Here is a 20608-nt window from a genome sequence, read left to right on the forward strand (position 1 = left end):
GGCTTCTAGACACGACTCACATTCCCGTCAAACCCTTTTTGCAATTTTATTACAAAAGAAACTAGTTCGGAAAAAAGCGATTAAAAACAGACCTCTGTTAGGCCAGATTGTCGAATTCCTCGTGCGCAGGAGATAAGAGAAAGTCGGCGGATTGGCGGGAATCACAGCCCTTGGCCCGAGACTCACAGACTTCAACGAGGAGTCGTGCGATTGATCGGCCGAAAGATTGGGCAGATTCTTCACTTTTAGGGGCTACGAACCCCATCGTGACTCGAGAAGGCCAGACAATCGCACCGGACGATACCGGATTCGCAGCGCGTGTGCGCAGTGCCCTAGCCTGGCGTTGGGGTAGCCAGGTGCTCGCGCAGGCGATCACCTGGACCTCTACCTTCATGGTCATACGTATATTGGAGCCAGCCGATTACGGTCTGTTTGCAATGTCGCAGGCAGTGCTGACCGCCCTCGCCTTTCTTAACGGCTATTCCTTTGCGACCTCGCTAGTGCAATCCCGCGAGATATCCGACCACCGGATCAGCCAGGTTTTCGGGATGCTGATCCTAGCCAACGTGCTGATCGCTGCGGCTCAGTTCATTTTGGCACCAGTTGCGGCGTCCTATTACGGGCAGCCGTTGGTTGCTGATATGTTGCGCATTCAGGCGGTCATCTTTCTGGCCACTCCCTTTATAGCATTGCCATCGGCTCTGCTTGCCCGCCGCATCGAGTTTCGCAGCCAGGGTCTGGTCAACATGCTTTGCGCTTTGGCTGGCGCTTCGACAGCACTGATCATGGCCTGGTACGGGTTTGGCGTTTGGGCGCTGGTGTTCGCGCCGATCGCAATGGCTGCAGTTCGCGCCATCGGCCTGACCATATCGGCGCGCCTTCTCGTCTGGCCGACATTTGATTTTCGCGGAGCCGGTGACGTCGTGACATTTGGCGGTGCGCTAACCCTGTGCCAGCTGCTCTGGATCGTACAAAGCCAGAGCGACATCTTCATCGCCGGGCGGGCATTCGAACCGCATGACCTTGGCATATATACAACCAGCCTTTTTCTGGTGCTGATTGTGTCAGGCAAATTTCTGCCCCCGATCAATGAAGTCACGTTCCCGGCCATGTCCGAACTATCGAAGGACGGCCTGCCGCTGGCGCCATTCTTTATCCGGATGATGCGTACCGTCGCGCTAGTTACCGCACCTATCTATATAGGGCTCGCGCTGACCGCCGAGGCGACCGTCTTCACAATCATGGGAGACAAGTGGTCGGAGATGATCCCGATCATCGCTGGACTGGCTTTGGCCATGCCGTTTTTTGCGCTGCAAATCGTTTGCTCGCCTGCGACAAACGCGATCGGCCGTCCGCGTATATATGTTGCGACAAGCGCATTTGGCGCCGTGGTATTTCCAGCAGTCTTCCTGGTCGGAATAGCCAGCGGCCCAATGGGCCTCGTCCATGCATGGTGGGTCGCCGCCCCTTCGTTGCTCGCATTTACGCTCGCGCTCACTTTGCCCGCCATCAATGTCAAATTGTCGGACCTGATCCGGGAGCTTGCCCCGGTCGCCGCTGCCTGCACGGTTATGGCTGCCGGGGTTCTTGCCCTCGGGGCGTTTATCAGCCCCCTTCCGTACATTGTGCAGTTGGTGCTTCTCGCACTCGCTGGCGCGCTTCTCTACGGCGGGACACTGTGGCTTGTGTGGCCCCGCTTGCTGAAAGAAACATGGGCCATGATCCGCGAAGGCAAACAGGATCCAGTCGCCGCGGCTGTAGCGATCTGATCCGGCCGGCCACCCGCCGCCTCAATTTGGCGAGTCCGAGCGCGCGTGGTACACATCCGATGTAACTTATCGGAGTAACGCGATGTCTATCTTGGCGATGTTTGTAATGGGTATGGTGCCAGTGGCCGGGCCAGTGCCGGACCAGCCAAGCGCGCTGCAATCCCCGCCTGTCGCAGACGCTGAACACGATGCTTCGGCCTATGAGAACGTCACAGCTGATGAAATAGTCGAAGGCAAGGCCGACTATTACGAACGGATGACTGTGCCGGTCACGATCGAGGGCGAAGGTCCTTTTCGCTTCATGATCGACACCGGGGCACAGGCGACCGTCGTGACCCGCGGGCTTACTGAAAGACTGAACCTTGCTCCGAATGGCGAGGCCATCGTTGTTGGAATGGGTAGCCGAGCGCCCGTTCAACTGGTCGAGTTGAACGGTTTGGAATTTGCCGAACGCATTCTCGACAATATTTCAGCGCCAATGCTGGAGGCCCGCCACATAGGCGCCGACGGCATACTCGGGCTGGACAGCCTCCAAGACCTGCGCGTGATGATCGACTTTCGCGCAGACACGATCTCCGTGAACGATGCCGAGGTTCTCGGCGGCAACCGAGGATATGAAATTGTCGTCCGCGCACGCCACAAGCTGGGTAGGCTCGTGATTACCAGCGCAGAGATAGATGGCGTCCGCACTGCGGTCATCATCGACACCGGCGCACAGAGCAGCTTTGGCAATATGAAGCTGAAACAGCGTCTGCGCGCGCGAAAACTGGAACAGCGGAGTTCGACAGATGTGAACGGTGCGGAGATTCTTGGCGATGTCCACGTAGCCAAAGGGCTCGAGATCCAGGATATGCAATTGAGCAATCTCGCGATCACTTTTACGGAAAGTCCCGCCTTCACCGCCCTCGGCTTAAATGGCCGCCCTGCACTGATACTCGGAATGCGGGACCTGCGCCTGTTTGACAGAGTGGCGATCGACTTTGCGACCCGGACAGTCCTGTTCGATCTCCCAGCCAATTCGCGCAGGCGCGCTCCACTCCGGGGCAGCATTATGCCCTCGCGACTTTAGGGTCGGAACAGGGGTGAGGGGCAAGCGGCCCGGGAGCGGCAGGACTTCAAACCAAGAAATCCTCAGCGACCCGGGCTGCTCACCGCTTAATTATCAGTTGGGATTGTAGTACGCATAGCACCAGTTTTCGCACTGACGGACGGTTTGTGCGTCGGGCTGCCAGTCCTGACAATCCTGCATGCATTGAATAAACGCCTCATCATTCACGTACTGCGCCTGAACTTGGGAAGCTGAAAATGCCATGACAAAGGCAAGTCCGGTAATTTTCATAGAAAACTTCTTCATTTTGCGTCCCTTTCCTAGAATGCATCAAAATAGATGCACGCCTTTTGTGGTTAAACCAAAATGATTTGGAAAGCTGACTTGGAAGTATTCGAGACGATTTGAATTATTCAGGGGACGAGTTGATGGATAGCATACGCGGGAAGACATTGGTTTTAGTTTGATACTGTGTCGACTCGAAGAAAGATCACCTTCGGCTGAGCGGGTGGTGCACCGTGCGCCCTGCCTCGCCATGCTCCGACCATTGCGGCAGGGTTCATTCATCTCCACATAGCGGGCTATGCCACCAGATCCCGCCACGCCAACGCCCGCCGACCATGACAGCTGGAGCACACTGAGGCGGTTTCTCCCTTACCTCTGGCCCCACAACAATCCCGGCTTGAAAAAGCGGATCGTGATTGCAGTCTTCTTTGTGCTGGCAGCGAAGGCGACAACTCTCGCACTGCCATTTGCCTATAAAAATGCCGTCGATACGATGACCACTCAGAATAATGAGGCTGTCATGGTGGCAATGGCGCTCGTTCTGGCATTCGTGCTCGGGCGCTTCACCAGCCTGGTGTTCGACAATTTGCGCAACATAACATTCGAAAGGGTGGGCCAGGACGCGACCCGTCAGCTGGCCGAGAATGTTTTTCAAAGCCTTCACAAGTTGAGCCTGCGGTTCCATCTGTCGCGGCGCACCGGCGAAATCACCAAGACGATCGAGCGCGGAACCAAGAGCATCGATTCCATGCTCTATTTCCTACTGTTCAACATTGCTCCGACTGTGATCGAACTGATCGCAGTGGGAGTGATTTTCTATATCAATTTCGGATGGGAGCTCGTCGCGGCCACCGGCTTCACCGTGATTGCCTATATCGCGGTGACACGCTGGATCACCGAATGGCGGACCAAGCTGCGCAAACAGATGAACGATCTGGATGGACGCGCGTTGGACCGGGCCGTCGATTCCCTGCTGAACTATGAGACGGTGAAGTATTTCGGCGCGGAAAGCCGCGAGGAAGAACGCTACGCCTCGGCGGCAAGGGCCTATGCGCAGGCTGCAGTGAAAAGCGAAAATTCGCTGGGCCTGCTCAACATCACCCAGTCGTTCATCACCAATGCGCTCATGGCAGGTGCGATGGCTTACACCGTCTGGGGCTGGAGCAAGGGGGAGCTGACAGTCGGTGACCTGGTCTTCGTCAACACCTACCTCATGCAGCTGTTCCGGCCGCTGGATATGCTCGGCTGGGTCTACCGCACGATCCGCCAAGGCCTGATCGACATGGCTGAAATGTTCCGGCTGATGGATACAGATGTCGAGGTCGAAGATCCGCCGAGTGCGCCGGCTCTGATAATCCGCCGTCCCACGGTTGCATTCGAAGATGTGGTCTTCGGGTATGAGCGGGATCGCACTATTCTGAACGGGTTGAGCTTCGAAGTCCCGGCCGGTGACAATATCGCCATCGTCGGCCCCTCAGGCGCGGGTAAATCAACCATCGCCCGGCTGCTCTTCCGTTTTTACGATCCGTGGTCGGGCCGTATCCTGATCGACGGACAGGATATCGCAACGGTCAAACAAGCGAGCGTGCGCGAAGCGATCGGGATCGTCCCGCAGGACAGCGTTCTGTTCAACGACACAATCGGTTACAACATAGCCTATGGCAAGGACGGCGCGGGCAAGGATGCTGTTCGCAGTGCCGCCCGCGATGCCGCGATCATGCCCTTCATCGAGGCATTGCCTCAGGGCTTCGAAACGGAAGTTGGAGAGCGCGGCCTCAAACTGTCTGGCGGAGAGAAGCAGAGGGTTGCCATTGCACGGACGCTGGTAAAGGATCCGCCCATCCTGATGCTGGACGAGGCTACAAGTGCGCTCGATAGCCGGACGGAACAGGACATTCTTGCCACGCTAGACCGTATCTCACGCCACCGGACGACACTCTCGATCGCTCACCGCCTGTCCACCGTGGCAAGCGCGCACGAGATCCTAGTTCTCGATCAGGGTAAACTGGCAGAGCGGGGAACGCACACCGACCTGTTGAAGATGGATGGTCTCTATGCAGAAATGTGGGCGCGGCAACAAAACGAGGAATGATCCAAGTGCTGCCCATCGCGCGGTGATATCGCACAGTGATATCGCACAGTGAGATTCGCTAACCCGCCGAGGCAGCCAGCCGTTCAAGGATAGCCAATGCCTGCTCCGCATATTCTTCGGGTACGAAGATATGATCGTGGTGAAATGCGGCAACGACGTTGCAGGCGATTCCGGCGTCCGCAAGCGCCGCGGACACGGCCGCTGTCAGCCCCACCCCGTCCAGCGCTGAATGCACCTGCAGAATGATCCGCCTGTAAGATGCAGCGGCCAAATCAGCCTTTTGCGCAGCATCGGCTGGCACGATCAGGGACAGCCCTTCTTCCTCGCGGAACGTCGCGAGTGCACGCCGCATTAGCTCAATTGCCTGACCGGGGTCGCTGACCGTCACGAAGCACCAGCGCCTCTGGTCAAGCAGCGGTGACATTTGCGCGATCATGGCCGCCGGATCGCGGACCTGCGCCATCAGAGAATGTATTTGCTGAGGTCGGTATCTTCAGCCAGTTCAGACAGCCGCTCCCGCACATATGGTGCATCGATCACGATCGTTTCACCGGCGTGGTCTTCGGCTTCGAAGCTAAGGTCTTCCAGCAGCTTTTCCATGACAGTCTGCAGGCGGCGGGCACCAATGTTCTCGACGCTTTCATTCACCTGTGCGGCAATCTTGGCGACTTCGACGATCGCATCCTGGCTGATCTCGACCGTTACATCCTCCGTCCCGAGCAGCGCCTTGTACTGCGCAACCAGATTGGCGCGAGTTTCCGCAAGGATGCGGACGAAGTCTTCTTCGGTGAGAGCCCGTAATTCAACCCTGATCGGCAAGCGCCCCTGCAGTTCCGGCAACATGTCAGATGGCTTGGCGACGTGGAACGCGCCGCTTGCAATGAACAGGATATGGTCGGTTTTCATCGGACCATACTTGGTTGCCACGGTCGTCCCTTCGATCAGCGGGAGCAGGTCGCGCTGGACCCCCTCGCGGCTGACGGAACCGCCGCGCACATCGCTGACTGCAATCTTGTCGATTTCGTCGAGGAACACGATCCCGTTGGTCTCTGCATTCTCCAGGGCGACGCGGGCTACATCGTCCTGATCCATTCGTTTCTCGGCCTCTTCTTCGACCAGTTTGTCCCACGCGTCGGGGACCTTGAGCTTCCGGCGCTTGGCATTGCCCTTGCCAAAGGCTTTACCCATCATGTCGCTCAGATCGATCATGCCGATATTGCCGCCCATGCCGGGGATATCCATCGGCATGGATGGCGCATCCTGCACCTCGATTTCGACTTCGGTATCGTTCATCGAATTATCGGTGATACGCTCGCGGAAACTCTCACGGGTCGCCTCGCTCGCGTTCTCCCCGACGAGGGCGTTCAACAAGCGGTCCATCGCCGCCTTGGACGCCGCTTCGCGCACAGCCTCGCGGCGGCGCTCTTTTTCAAGGCGGATCGCCTCTTCAGCCAGATCGCGGGCAATCTGCTCAACATCGCGCCCGACATAACCCACTTCCGTGAATTTGGTCGCCTCGACCTTTACGAACGGAGCCTCAGCCAGTTTTGCAAGACGGCGAGAAATCTCTGTCTTGCCGCAGCCGGTGGGGCCGATCATCAGGATGTTTTTCGGCGTGACCTCGTCGCGCAGTTCGTCGCCGAGCTGCTGGCGGCGCCAGCGGTTACGCAGCGCCACAGCGACTGCCCGCTTCGCGTCCTTCTGGCCGATGATGTGTTCATCCAGCGCGGCGACAATCGCCTTGGGGGTGAGTGCGTCGGTCATATTTTCTCTTAAATGGTTTCTACGGTCACATTGCCGTTGGTGAATACGCAAATGTCGGCTGCGACCTGCATCGCCTTGCGCGCGATCAGTTCAGCATCGTCTTCGTACTGGTCGAGCGCACGGCCCGCTGCGAGAGCATAATTGCCGCCCGAACCGATCGCCGTGATCCCGCCTTCCGGTTCCAGAACATCGCCATTGCCGGTCAGCACAAGAAGGCTTTCTTCGTCAGCGACGATCATCAACGCTTCCAGATTGCGAAGGTATTTGTCGGTTCGCCAATCCTTCGCCAGCTCGACTGCCGCACGCATCAACTGGCCGCGGTACTGCTCAAGCTTTTTCTCAAGACGTTCGAACAATGTGAAGGCGTCGGCAGTAGCGCCGGCAAAACCGGCGATGACTTTCCCGCCTTCACCGATACGGCGCACCTTGCGGGCATTGGGTTTCATCACGGTATTGCCCATGGAAACCTGCCCGTCCCCGGCAATGACGGTCTTACCGCCCTTTTTTACGCCGATGATGGTAGTCCCATGCCACTGGACGAGACCGTGCGGATTGTCTGTTGTGCTCATATTCCCGGATATGGGGAGCCTGTGCCTGCGATCAAGCTACGCGCTTGTCGGGACTTTTCGGCAGGCCGGGTTAGCCTTAACGTCCGGGGCCGGCACCGCCGCCGGCACCAGGCGCACCGACCTGACCGATATTGCCGAACAGATCTTCGAAGAAGCTGCGTTCACGGCCGAGCGTCGGCGTCTCGTCCCCATCGGGCTGGAGATAGACCACCTGATCAAGTCCGCTGCGATCTGCAGCAACCACATTGCCGCCTTCGTCGAATTTCACGGCCAGCACCATATGTTGCCGGATGCGCGGGCGTACGAACGGTTTGCGTCCTGTAACGCTAGAAACGTAATACCAGGTCTGGTCGCCGAACTGGCTGGTGAAGGTAGGACGGCCGAGCGTGGCCACGACCGACTGCTGGTTATCGATACCAGGCTGAACAGAACTGATCAGGGTTTCATCGACAATATAACCGCGGTTCTCGCGGATGGACGAGCAACCCGCCATTGCTGCGGACGCGCCAAGCAGCAAAGTGGCTGTCATCATCTTGCGAGAAAAACGCTTGCCTACAGTCATTCAAATAAACCTTTTCGTGTCGCCCGCATCCGGCGCTGAAACGCACCTTGGAATTACGGGCTCAAAACCTATATTCAGGCGAAGCCTTACGGCGATGCCAACCGCCATGCAACCATGCGCTTGGGCAGTAATTGCCAGCGTGTGTCGGCGGCGGCTTGAATTGCCGCTGAACGGCTCAATATTCCGCGGTCCAGATGGCACGGCCGCAATTGCAGGTGAATGACCCCTTGTCCCAAACAAACAGATCGTCTCGTCCAAGCAGAACCTCTTTCCTGTCTAGGCTATTCGGCACTGCCCCGGATCCTAAGGACGAGCTCAAGCCGCTATACCTTTCGGTTGTCGGCGAGGCGCGCGATCCGATTTGGTACCGCGACTACGGCGCAGCCGACACGGTCGAAGGCAGGTTCGACATGATCTCAAGCGTTCTGGCGCTGGTGATGCTGAGGATCGAAAATGAGCCTGACATGTTGCCCGCCACCGCCCGGCTTACCGAATTGTTCGTTGACGATATGGATGGGCAGTTGCGCGAAACCGGGCTCGGCGATCCGACCTTGGGCAAAAAAATGGGCAAGCTGATGGAGGCGCACGGCGGCCGGATGGGTGCCTTTCGCAGCGCCCTGCCAGCGAACGAGGCGGAAATGGCCGGCGCGGTTAAACGCAATGCGCGACTGAATGACGGGGCTGACCCGTCCGTAATGGGCAGAGCGCTGATTGCGCTCGCACAGCGGCTGGCAGGCCGCAGCCACGAACAGATACTGGCTGGAGAGATTGCCGCATGATTGAAAGCGAACTGCATTTCCCCGTCAAGACCAAGGCACTGAAGGAAGACCCCTACATTATCGAAGCGAGCGAGGCGCAGCGCGTTGCGCTCGCCGAGCGGTTTTCTCTGTCGGAGATCAAGTCGCTTCGGGCCGAAGTCATGCTCACGCCCAAAGGCGGCCACATTGCCGCTGAGGGAAGCCTGAAGGCGGATTGGCTGCAACCTTGCGCAGTGTCCGGGGAAGATTTCCCGGTGTCGGTGCAAGATACGATCGATATCAGGTTCATTCCCGCCGCCCCGCCCCCATCGGTGGTATCTGCTGACGAAGAGATCGAACTGGACGTGGACGATTTCGACGAAATCGAATTTAGCGGCGATACATTCGATCTGGGGGAAGCAATTGCCCAGACATTCGGGCTGGCAATCGACCCCTACGCCACTGGCCCTCGTGCCGACACGGCGCGAAAAGAAAAAGGCATCGTCACAGAGGGGGAGCAAAATGGTCCTCTGGCTGAAATGCTCGCCGCGCTGAAAAAGGACTAAGCCAGGCGCCGCAAAACCTGCGAACTTGCTGCAATCGGCTAGCTGTGGCAGCTTTCCCCCGGGCCGCTGATTTTTTGACCACCGGGGGATGGCGGCAATGGTGAGCATCAAGGCAGGCAAGGCAGGCGAGCCGTTTTATCAGCGTATGGCGATTGTGCTGACCGCGATCGTGATCGCCGGTTTCGGGTCCGCGCAATTGACCGGCACAGCCTTCGGCTCTCTCGCAAACCCCCTGATTTTAGCCCACGGCACCGTATTTCTTGGCTGGTATGTCCTACTGATTGTTCAGCCGCGCCTGATCGCGGGCGGCAATTGGGCACTCCACAAGCGGCTTGGAATGATCAGCCTGGCGTTCGCCGCACTAATCGTTGCGCTCGGTTACTGGATCACCAGAGAAGCCTATGCCCGGCCCGAGTTTTCGATCGCCGGGATGGACGGCGCGGGGTCAACGATATTCCCCGTCACCGACATCATCAATTTCGTGATCATTTATGCGCTGGCATTCTGGAACCGGAAGAATGCGCAGGCGCACAAACGGCTGATGCTGCTGGCCGGGCTCGTGATGCTCGATCCTGCGGCCGCAAGGCTGGTATTGTCATTCGGCGGACCGCCCCCGGTGATAATGGCGCTACACCTTGCGCTCTATGCCGCTTTCTTTGTGCATGACTGGAAGATGCAAAAAAGGCCGCACTGGGCGACAGTGACGGCCTTTTCCTTGTTCGTTCTGGCTATGATAGCCAAATTCACCGTCGCTGGCGGCCTATGGTGGGCCGATGTGACAGCGCGATTGTTCGGCTGATCAGAACGGAATATCGTCGTCCAGATCATCGTAATTGGAACCGCCGCCCGAGCTTCCGCCAGAGCCGCCATTGCCGCCGCCCTGGTTCCAGCCACCGCCGGAGCCGCCGGCTGAACCACCACCCGAACCACCGCCCGATGCGCCGCCGCCGTAATTTCCGCCCCCTTGACCGCCACCTTGACCGCCGGGACCGTCGAGCATCGTCAGCGTGCCGTTGAAACCGCGCAGCACAACTTCCGTGCTGTAACGGTCATTGCCCGACTGGTCCTGCCACTTGCGCGTCTGCAGCTGACCTTCGACGTAAACCTTGCTGCCCTTGCGCAGGAAACGCTCTGCAACGTTCACAAGACCTTCGGAAAAAATGGCAACCGTGTGCCATTCTGTTTTTTCCTGACGTTCACCTGTGTTGCGATCTTTCCAGGTTTCGGTCGTCGCAAGGCGCAGGTTGCAGACCTTGCCGCCGTTCTGGAAAGAGCGCACTTCAGGGTCAGCCCCGAGGTTACCGATGAGCATTACTTTGTTGAGGCTGCCTGCCATAAGACTTTTCCTTCGCGAATCTGTTGACCAACGGGTTAGCTAATCGCTGGGAGGCAGACCAGATTGCCAGTCGGTTTTTCTGACTCAAGGTGTGGACAGCGGCTCGCTACAAGCCGGCCCACACTGCGACCCAATAGGTCAGGCCGGCAAACACGTAAGCTAGCGCGAACAGATAGCCGACCATGAACATCGGCCATTTCCAGCCATTCGTCTCTCGCCGCGCAACCGCGATTGTCGAAATGCACTGCGGCGCGAATACAAACCACGCAAGGAAGGCGAGCGCCGTCGGCAAGCTCCACCTCGCAGCGATCTGTTCCTTCAATGCTTCCTCGGCTTCGCTTTCATCGTCCGAATCGACGGCGTAGGTCGTGGCCAGCGATGATACGGCAACTTCGCGGGCCGCCATTGCTGGCACCAGCGCGAGGGTCATTTCCTGATTGAAGCCGATCGGATCGAAAACCGGTTGGACCACAGCGGATATCTGGCCAGCATAGGATGCGTCGAGCTGGCTCTCGCCGATGTCAGCCTTGGGGAAAGTCAGCAGCAACCAAAGCACAACCGTTGCCGCAAAAATGATCGTGCCTGCACGGCGCAGGAAAACCCACGCACGCTGCCAGAGGCCAATCGCCAGATCGCTGAGCCTGGGCAGTTGGTATCGCGGCAATTCCATGATGAAACCGCTGGCGCGCCCTGCGGTAACCGTGCGCCTCAGAACCAGCGCCACCAGCACGGCACCGACTATACCCGCCAGATATAGCAGGAACATCACCAGCCCCTGCAATCCGATCAGCGGTGCGATTTGCCTTTCGGGGATCACAGCGGCGATGATAATCAGATAGACCGGCAAGCGTGCTGAACAGGTCATCAGCGGTGCGATCAGGATTGTGGTCAGCCGGTCTTTCGGATCGGCGATGCTGCGCGTCGCCATGATGCCGGGAATGGCACATGCGAAGCTGGACAGGAGCGGAATGAAGCTGCGCCCGGAAAGGCCCACACTCGCCATCAGCCGGTCCATCACGAATGCCGCGCGGGCCATGTAACCCGTTGCTTCCATCACCAGAATGAATGCGAACAGGATGATAATCTGGGGCAGGAACACTACGACCGATCCAACACCTGCAAGCAGGCCTTCAGTGATCAGATCGCGAAAGAAGTTCTGCGGGAAAGTGCTGCTTACCCACGCTGAAATCGCACTCACCCCTGCCTCAAGCCCATCGGCAAAAGGGGTCGCCCAGGCGAATACCGCCTGAAAGATCACGAACAGCAAGACAAAGAGAATAGGGGGGCCGAGCCATGGATGGAGCAGCACCCCGTCGAGGCCATGGTGGAAACGCCGTTCTGCCGTTTCCGACAGGATCGCCGCCTTAGCGATATTGCCCGCAGCCAGGCGTCTTTCCGGCAGGGTCAGATGCGGCTTCGGTTCCGGGTTCGGATGCTCTTCGCGCTGCTTTTCTGCATCGGCAATCGCTTCTGTCAGTTGCGCCAGCCCTTTGCGGCGCACGGCGACTGTTGGGATGACTGGTACTCCCAGCGCCCCCGCCAGCGCGTCTGCATCCAGCGTCAGACCGTCGCGTTCGGCCAAGTCGACCATGTTGAGCGCGGCGATCGTGGGGATGCCCAGTTCGATCACTTCCTGCGCGAAGACGAGATGTTGTTCGATATTTGCGGCATCGAGCACGATGATCAGAACATCCGGCTGATCCTGCCCGTCCAGATCACCCATCACCACTTTGCGGGTGACTTCTTCATCAGGGCTGGTCGCATCAAACGAATAGCTGCCCGGCAAATCGAGCAGTTCGATACTTTCACCCGATGGCAGGGATATCCGTCCGGCTTTCCGTTCCACGGTGACGCCGGGATAGTTGGCGATCTTTTGCCGGGCGCCGGTCAGCGCATTGAACAGCGCGCTTTTCCCGGCATTGGGGTTACCCACCAGAGCGGCGGTGCGTGTGCGGGTCATGATGGATCCACCTCCATCGCAGAAGCGTGAACTTTTCTGACAGCGATTGTCATGCGTCCGACCATCAATGCAATTGGATCGCTCGTGCCGAAAACACCGCGGTGAGCGACTGCCACACGCGCGCCGACATCCAGACCTAGCGCGCGAAGCCTTTTTGCTTCCTCGGGGGCAAGATCCTCCCAATGAACGCGGGTGATGGTGGCGCGTTTGCCGCGCGCGATTCGATCCAGTGTAGTCGGTGCCAAATCCATAGCGGCGCGCTGCCAGAGAGGCGCGCTATTTGCAACTGATTATCATTAACTCGACGGGTAGCGGAGGCGGCCAAGAAAACGCGAGATGCTGAATGTCTCGCGATCCGGATTAAGCCATTTTGCCTTCACCTTCTCGAATTTCATGACGCCTTCGATGCGGCGATCCAGAAACGCTCTCGTTTTCTCTTTGCCGTCGCTCGCGTCGTCGGCAAAAACGGCCAGTGTTGCACCGTAAATTCCCGCCAGGATCGTACGCTTGGTATAGTGATTGTAATCCGTCGCCGTGTCGCCTGCGAGCCGCCACATCAGGTCTGCGCTGCGCCAGCCGGTCTTCAGTGCCTGCGGGGCATTCTGCGGCATGGCCATTATTGCCGAAGCACGCTTCAGCGCTTCCTCTTGTCCGGTGATTGCATCCAGCCGAAACTGGACCAAGCTCCTGATCCGTTCTCGGATCGGCATCTTGGCCAGAACATCAGCCGGCAGTGCGTCCGCCATCCGGCCATCCACCGAAGCGATCCATGCGTCGATCATATCCATAGCGCCGCCAGGAAACGCCAGCCTCGCCACGTCCGGGTCAGCGCCAAAATCTTTTGCTGCCTGCTCGACAGCGGCGGCGGTCCACCCGTCAAATACAGCTGCCTCAGCGACGAGCGGGGCCATTTCGACGCGCAGTTCGTCAAGCGTCAGATCGGCAGCATCAATTTTCATAGAATGGGTCCGTAATTCTTCACTTCCTTGGCAGAGGCACGCTCTGCATCTGCATCTTCGAATTCTTTCAGGAGCTGCGAGTTCCCGTTGACCAGCTGTACATAATCGCGCGCCGTGCGCCCTGAATTGTCGCTGCGGTCAGGGTTCGCCCCTTTGGATAGCAGCAGCCTGACCAGCGCGGTATCGCGGCGATGAACAGCCGCAATCAAAGGCGTTTCGCCAGCAGTGTTGCTCTCATCGACATCGGCCCCGGCGGCAATCAGCGCATCTACCCCGTCGATAAATCCAAGCGAGGATGCAATCTGAAGCGGCGTCACTCCGTTCTTGTCGCGGATATTGGGATTTGCCCCTCGCTGCGCGAGGAATTTGATCCATGTCACATCGCGGCGCTTCGTTACGATATGCAAGGCCGATTCGCCCGAAGTGATGTCGCGTGTGTTGACGATGACGCTGCCCGGCTCGTTCAAGGCCTGCGTCACTTTGTCGCCGTCACGGTCTTTCACCGCTTTCAGGAATTCATATCCATCAGAATACAATTGTGCGGCCGCCGGCGCTGCGGAGAGCGTGAGCGACAAGGCTGCAATTGCAAAAATCTTACGGAAAACGGCGCGGGCCATTTTCATTCTCCAACCAGAAATTACTTATGGGACAGATTCGTCCCCTTGCCCGCCAGCAATTAGCAGAGCATGAACCCGTACGCTATGCCGAACCCTATTCGAACATTCTTCGCCCGCTTCGCCCCCACCGCAGTACTGGCCGCTGGGCTGTTGCTTTCCGCCTGCGGTGATCAGACCGCGCAGTCGCCCCAGCCGCCGCTGAAATCCGCGCCGCTTTACGGCTCGGCAATCAAGGGCGGTTTCGAACTGACGGATGAGAATGGTGCTTCCCGCACATGGGAAGATTATGCCGGAAAATGGCGTGTGGTCTATTTTGGCTACGCCTATTGCCCGGACTATTGCCCCACCGACGTCAGCCGGTTCTCTCGCGGGATCAGTTTGTATGCGAAGGATCATCCGGATCTCGCCGAGACAATTCAGCCGCTGTTTGTCTCGGTCGATCCGGAGCGCGACACGCCAGAGGTGCTGCGCGAGTTCACCGACAATTTCGATCCCAACCTGATTGGCCTGTCGGGCACGCCTGAGCAGCTAGAACAGGCGGCAAAAAATTTTTTCGTCCAGTACAACCGCGGTGAAGAATCGGAAGGTGGCGGGTACCTGATGGATCATACGACGATCACCTATCTGTTCAGCCCGGATGGCGACGCCATTGCCACGCTGCCGACAGATGACGGGCCAGAAGCAGTTGCCGCGGAACTCGCAAAGTGGGTGCGTTGAGAGAGAAATTCTGGGAGCTTCCGCTCGAACAGCTGGACCGCGCAGAGTGGGAGGCGCTGTGCGATGGCTGCGGGCGCTGCTGCCTGCACAAGATCGAAGATGAAGACACCGGCGAGATCGAGGACACCAACGTTTCGTGTAAATTGCTCGATACCGGGACGGCCCAATGCCGCGACTATCGCAACCGCAAGGCTTTCGTTCCTGACTGCCTGCGCCTGACGCTGAAGATCGTGCAGGATGTGCCTTGGCTGCCAAAGACCTGCGCGTACCGTCTGAGGGCTGATGGTCAGCCGCTGAAGGACTGGCACCCACTCATTTCCGGCGATCCCGAAACCGTCAAACATGCCGGTGTATCCGTGGCTGGCCGCGTCATTAGCGAAACTGATGCCGGCCCGTTGGAACACCATCTGGTGGATTGGGATGCCGGATCCGACGGTGCGAAATGATCGACTGGATCAGAAAAAACTACGATAAACCGAGCGTGGAGATCGGCGGAGAAATTCTTCCGGTTGCGATCCGGCGCCACCCGTCGGCCAAACGCATGGTTCTTCGCCTGGCCCCCGATGGCAGGGAAGTCAGGCTGACCATGCCTCGCTGGGGGCGAACATCTGAAGCGATGGCTTTCATCCATTCACGCACCGAATGGCTGGAGGCACAGCACGCCAAGACAGAGCGAACCGCCCCGCCTCGCCCAGGCGGCACCATTCCCCATCGAGGCGACCATATGACCATTGACTGGAGCCCGCTGCACGGCCGGGCTCCGCAAATAGACGGCACCAGAATTCGGGTCGGCGGTCCGGAAGCCAGCCTGCCCAGTCGGCTGGAAAAATGGCTGCGCGCACAGGCCATCGAATTGATGACCTATGACCTTGCCGACTATTGTTCCGCAGCGGGTAAGGTCGCACCAGAACTGAAACTTTCGCGTGCGCAGCGGCGATGGGGGAGCTGTTCTGAAAGCGGCGCGGTGCGGATCAACTGGCGGCTGGTTATGGCCCCGAACGAGGTCCGGCGATCAGTGGTTGCGCACGAAGTTGCCCATTTGGTCCATTTCGATCACAGCCCTGCGTTTCACAGGTTCCTGGATGAAATTTTCGAAGGAGACATCGACGCGGCAAATGGCTGGTTGAAACTTCACGGACGCACACTTTATCGCGCCTTCGGATAGCATTGCATTCCGCAAATATCTGGCACCAAGTGCCATGCCACCCTATATGAAGCCCATGCGCCTTATCAGAAGATTGAATCCCCTGCCCGGGATCGCCGATTTCTGGCGGGAATTCAGCCGCCCGCAGCCGTATCGATTGCCAATTCTCGGCGTGTCGATGCTCATGACCTTTTGCCTTCTCTATCTGTTTACAGAAGAAGAGGTGAGAGGCCCGCCGCCTAGCCCGACCGTGACTTACATCACCAGTTTCGCGCCAGACCGGACCGATGCAGAGATTATCGAAACCAACATCGAAAATCAGCGCAAGAAGGATGAACGCGAGGCACAGTTCCTTGCCCGCGAAGAACGGCGCAAGGAAATGTACCGCGCGCTGGCCCGTGCAAGCGGGATGGACCCTGAAGAGATCGAGCGGCAGGCCGCTGAAGAACAGGCGCGCGAAGAAGCCGCTGCTGAGACAAGCACCAGTCAGTCCGATCCCGGCAATTCCAGTTCAGGCGACTCCGAAGCTGGCACGACAGGTGGCGACGCTGCAGAGTGACCGGCGCTGGCTGGCGGCAGCTGCGCGGCTTGGTTCGCGCGGCAGGCCGCAGAGCCGGCCCAACCCGGCGGTCGGCGCGATTGTCGTCAAAGACGGTAAAGTGGTTGGCCGGGGCTGGACACAGCCCGGCGGCAGGCCGCACGGCGAAGCAATGGCGCTTGCGCAAGCTGGCGAACATGCACGCGGCGCGACTGTCTATGTTTCGCTGGAGCCGTGTGCGCACAAGTCAGACCGCGGGCCTGCATGCAGTGCGATCCTGGTTCAGTCCGGTGCAGCGCGGGTAGTCTATGCCATCAGGGACCCCGACCACCGCACTTCCGGTGCCGGCGCGCAGACACTGATCGATGCCGGCATTCGCACGGAACATATCCAGTGCAACGAAGCCGACCACAGCCTAGCCGGCTATATCTGCAAAGCGGCGCGCGGGCGCCCGCATGTTACGTTGAAACTCGCCATGTCTCTGGATGGTTTCATCGCCCGCACTGATGGCGAAAGCCAGTGGATTACAGGCGAGATCGCGCGGCAGCATGTGCATTCTCGCCGGGCGATGGCCGATGCCATATTGGTTGGCGGCGGCACATGGCGGAAAGACAGGCCCCGGCTGGACGTTCGCCTGAACGGGCTGGAAGACAGGAGCCCGCAGCGGGTTGTGCTGACGCGCGGTGTGCCCATCGACGGCGTGAAGATTATCAACGAACCCGCGCAGATCGCATCGCTGGACGGGGTGCAGTATGTCTATCTTGAAGGCGGCGGACAGGCAGCTGCGTCTTTCATGCGCGAGGGGCTGGTCGACCGGCTTGAGATATACCGCGCGCCGATCCTGCTTGGTGCCGGTATCCCTGCGCTGGGCGATTTCGGTCTGGGCGCCCTCGCTGATGCCCATGGACAGTGGAAAATGACCGAGCGCCGTATGCTTGGCAGCGATACCTACGAAGCCTATGAGCGCGCTAACGAAACACCTCACGCAGGAGAGTAAATGTTTACCGGGATCGTCACCGCAATCGGCACCGTTCAGTCAGCAGAGCAGCTGGGTGATCTGCGTGTCCGGATCGAATGTCCTTACGACCCGGCGGATATGGCCATCGGCGCGTCGATCGCCTGTTCCGGCGCCTGCATGACGGTGGTCGATCGCGGCGGAGAGAAAGGCAATTCGTGGTTTGCGGTGGACGTATCCGGCGAAAGCGTTTCGAAAACCGCACGGGCGATGTGGGATGCGGGCGGCAAGCTGAACCTGGAAACCGCGCTCAAGCTGGGCGACGAACTCGGCGGGCATATCGTAACCGGTCACGTCGATGCAGTTGGCGAAGTGGAAGATGTCGCCGAAACCGCCGGTTCGCATACAGTGAAAATCCGCGCACCGAGGGAACTGGCCGCATATATTGCCCCCAAGGGTTCAATCACCGTCGACGGCGTGTCGCTAACGGTCAACGAAGTGACCGACAATGACGATGGCTCCTGCACTTTCGCGCTGAACATCATTCCCCATACATGGGAAGTGACCACTCTCGGCAGGCTGGCTCCGGACAGCCAGGTCAATCTGGAGATCGACGTGCTGGCGCGGTATCTCAAGCGTATGGAAAGCCTGCGAAACCAGGCCTGATCAGCTGGTCACTTCTTCCAGCGCGCCGATGAACTTCTCGATATTGCCCATGTGTAGCCCGGCAATATTGATCCGGCCCGACCCCGCCATGTAGATCGCGTGCTCATCACGCAGACGCTGGATCTGGTCTTTATTCAAAGGCAGCACCGCGAACAGACCGTTCTGCTGGCCAAGCGGACGCAGATCGAGCGTGCCGACATCACCGGCAACCGCGAGATGATCCCGTACCTGCCGCATCCGGGTGCGCATCGTTTCCAGTTCGTCCAGCCATAGTGCGGTCATCGCATCATCGCGCAGGACAACGCGCACCGCTGCACCGCCATGATCCGGCGGCATCGACCAGCTGGCCCGTGCCAGCGCATTGAGGTTCGAAAGCACGGGATCAAGCAGGCTGCTGTCTTTCATCATGACATACAGCGCACCGACACGGTCGCGGTACATGCCGAAGTTCTTGTCGCAGCTATAGGCAATCAGGGCCTCCGGAACTGCGGCCAGAACCTTGCGAATACCATAGGCATCTTGTTCCAGCCCGCGGCCAAGGCCCTGATAGGCAATGTCGAGGATCGCCAGCGCCTTGCTCTGCGAAAGTGCTTCAGCGATCTGGTCCCACTGTTCATCGGTATAGTCGATACCGGTCGGGTTGTGGCAACAGCCATGAAGCAGCACGGCTTCATTTTCCTGAGCGGTACGGATCGCGCCCAGGACGTTCTCCAGATTTGCTGTGCCGTCTTCGTTCGCGTGCTCGAAAGTTCGCACTTCGAGAGCAACGTCGGAGAAAATCTGCGCATGGTTGGGCCAGCTGGGCACGCCCATGTGGATGGTCTTCACTCCGGCCTTTTGCGCGACAGCCACTGCGAGGCGCACAGCGCCGGTGCCTCCGGGCGTCTGCATCCCTTCGATCCGGCCGCCCATGGTCGCATCTTTGCCGAAAATATACGGCATGAGTGCATGGACGAAGCCCAGATCGCCCTCCGGGCCGAGATAGCTCTTGCTATCCTGTTCTTCGACCAGCCTGGCCTCTGCCGCCTTGATTGCTGCAAATACAGGCGTGTCGCCCTGTCCGGTGCGATACACACCGACGCCAAGGTCGATCTTGTCCGCACGTTCGTCAGCGGCATAAAGCTTGATCAGCGCAAGCAGCGCGTCGGGCGATTGGGGTTGGAGTTTCTCGAGCATGGTCCCCCCATGCCGAGGGCGGCCTATAGTCGCAAGATTTAAGTGCGCCTTTCCAGCGTCAGATTTTCTTGCAGACCGTCAGGCTGCATTTTCCCGTGCGATCAGAAGGGCAGCCAGCGCTGCTTCTTGGAAAACTTCATATAACCGGCGTTGATGCCAAGCCGCAGACCAGCACCCACGCGAATCGGTATCAGGACCACATCGCCCTTGCGCATGTAACTGGCCGTCAGCCCGCCCACGACATAGGCCTGGCCTTCACCGGCCGGGTAACGCTTGTACAGTTCTTCACTGTCGTAAAGATTATAGACCAGAACAAAGGTATTGCCGGCATTGGCCCCTGCATCGATGCCGATCGACGGCCCCGTCCAGTAAACCGGGCGCTGCCCCTCCACCTTGTGATAAAGAGTGCCCGAACCATAGCGCGCACCCACGATAAAGGCGCCGCCCGCCTCACGGCCCACGATATAGGCGTTTGGTTCGCCCTGCTTTTTCAGCAGATCCTGAATCAGGCGCGCAACGCCCTCCGCGCCTTTGCCGAACACGCCTTCGGCTGCGCCGATCAGGTCGTCTTCCTTGTAGGTATCGCCTTGCGCAGCCGCGATGGCCGGCGTTTCCGATGCCTGTGAAGCAGCTTCCGATGCATCATCGGAGGTTACCACCGGGTCGGCCCAGGTTGGGGCGCTGTTGTACACCGTGCCCGTATCGGACGCCGTGCCTGTGTCCGCGCCAGAATCGGGCGCACTTGCTGGCGGCTCCTGCGCGAATTCATAACCGCTCTCATCGGTATAGACCGGCTGGTCGCCGGGCTGTTCAACAAGATCGCCGTCGATGGCTTCCGAAGGATCGACGGTTTCGATTTGTTGCGCGTTTACGGGGCTGGCGATGACAGCAGCCGCCGCCAATGCGGCCAGAAAAGCCTGTTGAAACCGGGATTGTACCTGTGCCGCGATGCTCATGATCCCTCCAGACCGCACGAATTGATTCAGTCTCCAACAGAGTCCTTTGCGCCTGAAGCAGCAATGAACCGGCGGCGAAGCGAATCGGAATTGCGGCGAACCGAGTCTGTGCTGAGGGTGGACGAACGATTTTCAGCTTTCTCAATGGACCACTTGCCGCGCCCAAAGACCCTCGTTATAGCGCGCCTCCGC

24 protein-coding genes are annotated in these 20608 nt (G+C 58.9%); 12 read left to right on the forward strand and 12 right to left on the reverse strand.

All coding sequences use genetic code 11. From position 1 onward, the window contains the following. Positions 1-266: 266 nt before the first annotated feature. Positions 267-1769: a lipopolysaccharide biosynthesis protein gene (locus PO778_RS08870; protein ID WP_271439367.1), complete on the forward strand. Its 1503-nt coding sequence runs from the start codon at positions 267-269 to the stop codon at positions 1767-1769. A gap of 82 nt (positions 1770-1851) precedes the next feature. Further along, positions 1852-2838 (forward strand): aspartyl protease family protein, encoded by a 987-nt coding sequence (locus tag PO778_RS08875; RefSeq protein WP_271439368.1) that lies wholly within the window; start codon positions 1852-1854, stop codon positions 2836-2838. 93 nt (positions 2839-2931) lie between these two features. Here PO778_RS08875 and PO778_RS08880 read toward each other — a convergent pair whose 3' ends face one another. Then, positions 2932-3123, reverse strand: a complete 192-nt coding sequence (locus PO778_RS08880) for a hypothetical protein (RefSeq protein ID WP_271439369.1) — start codon at positions 3121-3123, stop codon at positions 2932-2934. 277 nt (positions 3124-3400) lie between these two features. Between PO778_RS08880 and PO778_RS08885 the strand changes: the two genes are divergently transcribed. Then, positions 3401-5194: an ABCB family ABC transporter ATP-binding protein/permease gene (locus PO778_RS08885; protein WP_271439370.1), complete on the forward strand. Its 1794-nt coding sequence runs from the start codon at positions 3401-3403 to the stop codon at positions 5192-5194. A gap of 58 nt (positions 5195-5252) precedes the next feature. Here PO778_RS08885 and PO778_RS08890 read toward each other — a convergent pair whose 3' ends face one another. The 4 genes from PO778_RS08890 to PO778_RS08905 form a co-directional block, all read right to left on the reverse strand. Then, a complete protein-coding gene (locus PO778_RS08890; protein WP_271439371.1) occupies positions 5253-5657 on the reverse strand; it encodes an ACT domain-containing protein in 405 nt (134 codons plus the stop codon). Beyond that, positions 5657-6958, reverse strand: a complete 1302-nt coding sequence (gene hslU, locus PO778_RS08895) for an ATP-dependent protease ATPase subunit HslU (protein ID WP_160731641.1) — start codon at positions 6956-6958, stop codon at positions 5657-5659. Before hslU ends, PO778_RS08890 begins: the two co-directional genes overlap by 1 nt. Positions 6959-6966: 8 nt before the next feature. Continuing rightward, the gene (hslV, locus tag PO778_RS08900; protein WP_160731640.1) at positions 6967-7527 is read right to left on the reverse strand and encodes an ATP-dependent protease subunit HslV; all 561 of its coding nucleotides are present in this window, start codon (positions 7525-7527) and stop codon (positions 6967-6969) included. 76 nt (positions 7528-7603) lie between these two features. Further along, positions 7604-8056: an outer membrane protein assembly factor BamE gene (locus PO778_RS08905; RefSeq protein WP_420850012.1), complete on the reverse strand. Its 453-nt coding sequence runs from the start codon at positions 8054-8056 to the stop codon at positions 7604-7606. Between the two features lie 227 nt (positions 8057-8283). Between PO778_RS08905 and PO778_RS08910 the strand changes: the two genes are divergently transcribed. The 3 genes from PO778_RS08910 to PO778_RS08920 all read left to right on the forward strand — a co-directional run bounded on the left by PO778_RS08910 (position 8284) and on the right by PO778_RS08920 (position 10191). Further along, positions 8284-8868: a ubiquinol-cytochrome C chaperone family protein gene (locus tag PO778_RS08910; protein WP_271439372.1), complete on the forward strand. Its 585-nt coding sequence runs from the start codon at positions 8284-8286 to the stop codon at positions 8866-8868. After that, a complete protein-coding gene (locus PO778_RS08915; protein WP_271439373.1) occupies positions 8865-9392 on the forward strand; it encodes a YceD family protein in 528 nt (175 codons plus the stop codon). Before PO778_RS08910 ends, PO778_RS08915 begins: the two co-directional genes overlap by 4 nt. 97 nt (positions 9393-9489) lie before the next feature. Continuing rightward, the gene (locus PO778_RS08920) at positions 9490-10191 is read left to right on the forward strand and encodes a class II aldolase/adducin head domain-containing protein (RefSeq protein ID WP_271439374.1); all 702 of its coding nucleotides are present in this window, start codon (positions 9490-9492) and stop codon (positions 10189-10191) included. Here the strand turns inward: PO778_RS08920 and ssb are convergent, their stop codons facing one another. From ssb to PO778_RS08945, 5 genes are all read right to left on the reverse strand, one after another. Then, a complete protein-coding gene (gene ssb, locus PO778_RS08925; protein WP_271439375.1) occupies positions 10192-10728 on the reverse strand; it encodes a single-stranded DNA-binding protein in 537 nt (178 codons plus the stop codon). It lies immediately after the preceding gene. 106 nt (positions 10729-10834) lie between these two features. Further along, positions 10835-12688 (reverse strand): ferrous iron transporter B, encoded by a 1854-nt coding sequence (gene feoB, locus PO778_RS08930; RefSeq protein ID WP_160731634.1) that lies wholly within the window; start codon positions 12686-12688, stop codon positions 10835-10837. Beyond that, a complete protein-coding gene (locus PO778_RS08935) occupies positions 12685-12939 on the reverse strand; it encodes a FeoA family protein (protein WP_160731633.1) in 255 nt (84 codons plus the stop codon). Before PO778_RS08935 ends, feoB begins: the two co-directional genes overlap by 4 nt. A gap of 45 nt (positions 12940-12984) precedes the next feature. Then, positions 12985-13647, reverse strand: coding sequence for a COQ9 family protein (locus PO778_RS08940; RefSeq protein ID WP_271439376.1), 663 nt, complete (start codon positions 13645-13647; stop codon positions 12985-12987). Next, positions 13644-14264 (reverse strand): ankyrin repeat domain-containing protein, encoded by a 621-nt coding sequence (locus PO778_RS08945; protein ID WP_160731631.1) that lies wholly within the window; start codon positions 14262-14264, stop codon positions 13644-13646. The genes PO778_RS08940 and PO778_RS08945 overlap by 4 nt, the downstream gene beginning before the upstream one ends. Before the next feature lie 84 nt (positions 14265-14348). Between PO778_RS08945 and PO778_RS08950 the strand changes: the two genes are divergently transcribed. The 6 genes from PO778_RS08950 to PO778_RS08975 all read left to right on the forward strand — a co-directional run bounded on the left by PO778_RS08950 (position 14349) and on the right by PO778_RS08975 (position 18284). Next, positions 14349-14981, forward strand: a complete 633-nt coding sequence (locus tag PO778_RS08950; RefSeq protein ID WP_160731630.1) for an SCO family protein — start codon at positions 14349-14351, stop codon at positions 14979-14981. After that, complete coding sequence (locus PO778_RS08955; protein WP_160731629.1) at positions 14969-15427, forward strand: YcgN family cysteine cluster protein; 459 nt, start codon at positions 14969-14971, stop codon at positions 15425-15427. The genes PO778_RS08950 and PO778_RS08955 overlap by 13 nt, the downstream gene beginning before the upstream one ends. Further along, positions 15424-16146, forward strand: a complete 723-nt coding sequence (locus PO778_RS08960) for a M48 family metallopeptidase (RefSeq protein WP_271439377.1) — start codon at positions 15424-15426, stop codon at positions 16144-16146. Before PO778_RS08955 ends, PO778_RS08960 begins: the two co-directional genes overlap by 4 nt. A 163-nt stretch (positions 16147-16309) precedes the next feature. After that, positions 16310-16684: a hypothetical protein gene (locus tag PO778_RS08965; RefSeq protein ID WP_271439378.1), complete on the forward strand. Its 375-nt coding sequence runs from the start codon at positions 16310-16312 to the stop codon at positions 16682-16684. After that, complete coding sequence (gene ribD, locus PO778_RS08970) at positions 16674-17660, forward strand: bifunctional diaminohydroxyphosphoribosylaminopyrimidine deaminase/5-amino-6-(5-phosphoribosylamino)uracil reductase RibD (RefSeq protein WP_271440017.1); 987 nt, start codon at positions 16674-16676, stop codon at positions 17658-17660. Before PO778_RS08965 ends, ribD begins: the two co-directional genes overlap by 11 nt. After that, the gene (locus PO778_RS08975) at positions 17661-18284 is read left to right on the forward strand and encodes a riboflavin synthase (RefSeq protein WP_271439379.1); all 624 of its coding nucleotides are present in this window, start codon (positions 17661-17663) and stop codon (positions 18282-18284) included. On the opposite strand, the gene PO778_RS08980 is transcribed toward PO778_RS08975, so the two are convergent. Continuing rightward, a complete protein-coding gene (locus PO778_RS08980) occupies positions 18285-19460 on the reverse strand; it encodes an amino acid aminotransferase (RefSeq protein ID WP_271439380.1) in 1176 nt (391 codons plus the stop codon). It lies immediately after the preceding gene. A 101-nt stretch (positions 19461-19561) separates the two neighbouring features. Continuing rightward, positions 19562-20416, reverse strand: a complete 855-nt coding sequence (locus PO778_RS08985; RefSeq protein WP_271439381.1) for a DUF1134 domain-containing protein — start codon at positions 20414-20416, stop codon at positions 19562-19564. Positions 20417-20608 lie beyond the last annotated feature (192 nt).

The organism is Pontixanthobacter luteolus, assembly GCF_947494915.1.
Classification (GTDB): Bacteria; Pseudomonadota; Alphaproteobacteria; order Sphingomonadales; family Sphingomonadaceae; genus Pontixanthobacter; species Pontixanthobacter luteolus.

Excerpts from the sequence above, each read along its gene's own strand:
- PO778_RS08875 (WP_271439368.1), top strand. The coding sequence starts at position 1,852 with ATGTCTATCTTGGCGATGTTTGTAATGGGTATGGTGCCAGTGGCCGGG.
- PO778_RS08880 (WP_271439369.1), bottom strand. The coding sequence starts at position 3,123 with ATGAAGAAGTTTTCTATGAAAATTACCGGACTTGCCTTTGTCATGGCA.
- PO778_RS08885 (WP_271439370.1), top strand. The coding sequence starts at position 3,401 with ATGCCACCAGATCCCGCCACGCCAACGCCCGCCGACCATGACAGCTGG.
- PO778_RS08890 (WP_271439371.1), bottom strand. The coding sequence starts at position 5,657 with ATGGCGCAGGTCCGCGATCCGGCGGCCATGATCGCGCAAATGTCACCG.
- hslU (WP_160731641.1), bottom strand. The coding sequence starts at position 6,958 with ATGACCGACGCACTCACCCCCAAGGCGATTGTCGCCGCGCTGGATGAA.
- hslV (WP_160731640.1), bottom strand. The coding sequence starts at position 7,527 with ATGAGCACAACAGACAATCCGCACGGTCTCGTCCAGTGGCATGGGACT.
- PO778_RS08905 (WP_420850012.1), bottom strand. The coding sequence starts at position 8,056 with ATGACAGCCACTTTGCTGCTTGGCGCGTCCGCAGCAATGGCGGGTTGC.
- PO778_RS08910 (WP_271439372.1), top strand. The coding sequence starts at position 8,284 with ATGGCACGGCCGCAATTGCAGGTGAATGACCCCTTGTCCCAAACAAAC.
- PO778_RS08915 (WP_271439373.1), top strand. The coding sequence starts at position 8,865 with ATGATTGAAAGCGAACTGCATTTCCCCGTCAAGACCAAGGCACTGAAG.
- PO778_RS08920 (WP_271439374.1), top strand. The coding sequence starts at position 9,490 with ATGGTGAGCATCAAGGCAGGCAAGGCAGGCGAGCCGTTTTATCAGCGT.
- ssb (WP_271439375.1), bottom strand. The coding sequence starts at position 10,728 with ATGGCAGGCAGCCTCAACAAAGTAATGCTCATCGGTAACCTCGGGGCT.
- feoB (WP_160731634.1), bottom strand. The coding sequence starts at position 12,688 with ATGACCCGCACACGCACCGCCGCTCTGGTGGGTAACCCCAATGCCGGG.
- PO778_RS08935 (WP_160731633.1), bottom strand. The coding sequence starts at position 12,939 with ATGGATTTGGCACCGACTACACTGGATCGAATCGCGCGCGGCAAACGC.
- PO778_RS08940 (WP_271439376.1), bottom strand. The coding sequence starts at position 13,647 with ATGAAAATTGATGCTGCCGATCTGACGCTTGACGAACTGCGCGTCGAA.
- PO778_RS08945 (WP_160731631.1), bottom strand. The coding sequence starts at position 14,264 with ATGGCCCGCGCCGTTTTCCGTAAGATTTTTGCAATTGCAGCCTTGTCG.
- PO778_RS08950 (WP_160731630.1), top strand. The coding sequence starts at position 14,349 with ATGCCGAACCCTATTCGAACATTCTTCGCCCGCTTCGCCCCCACCGCA.
- PO778_RS08960 (WP_271439377.1), top strand. The coding sequence starts at position 15,424 with ATGATCGACTGGATCAGAAAAAACTACGATAAACCGAGCGTGGAGATC.
- PO778_RS08965 (WP_271439378.1), top strand. The coding sequence starts at position 16,310 with ATGACCTTTTGCCTTCTCTATCTGTTTACAGAAGAAGAGGTGAGAGGC.
- PO778_RS08975 (WP_271439379.1), top strand. The coding sequence starts at position 17,661 with ATGTTTACCGGGATCGTCACCGCAATCGGCACCGTTCAGTCAGCAGAG.
- PO778_RS08980 (WP_271439380.1), bottom strand. The coding sequence starts at position 19,460 with ATGCTCGAGAAACTCCAACCCCAATCGCCCGACGCGCTGCTTGCGCTG.
- PO778_RS08985 (WP_271439381.1), bottom strand. The coding sequence starts at position 20,416 with ATGAGCATCGCGGCACAGGTACAATCCCGGTTTCAACAGGCTTTTCTG.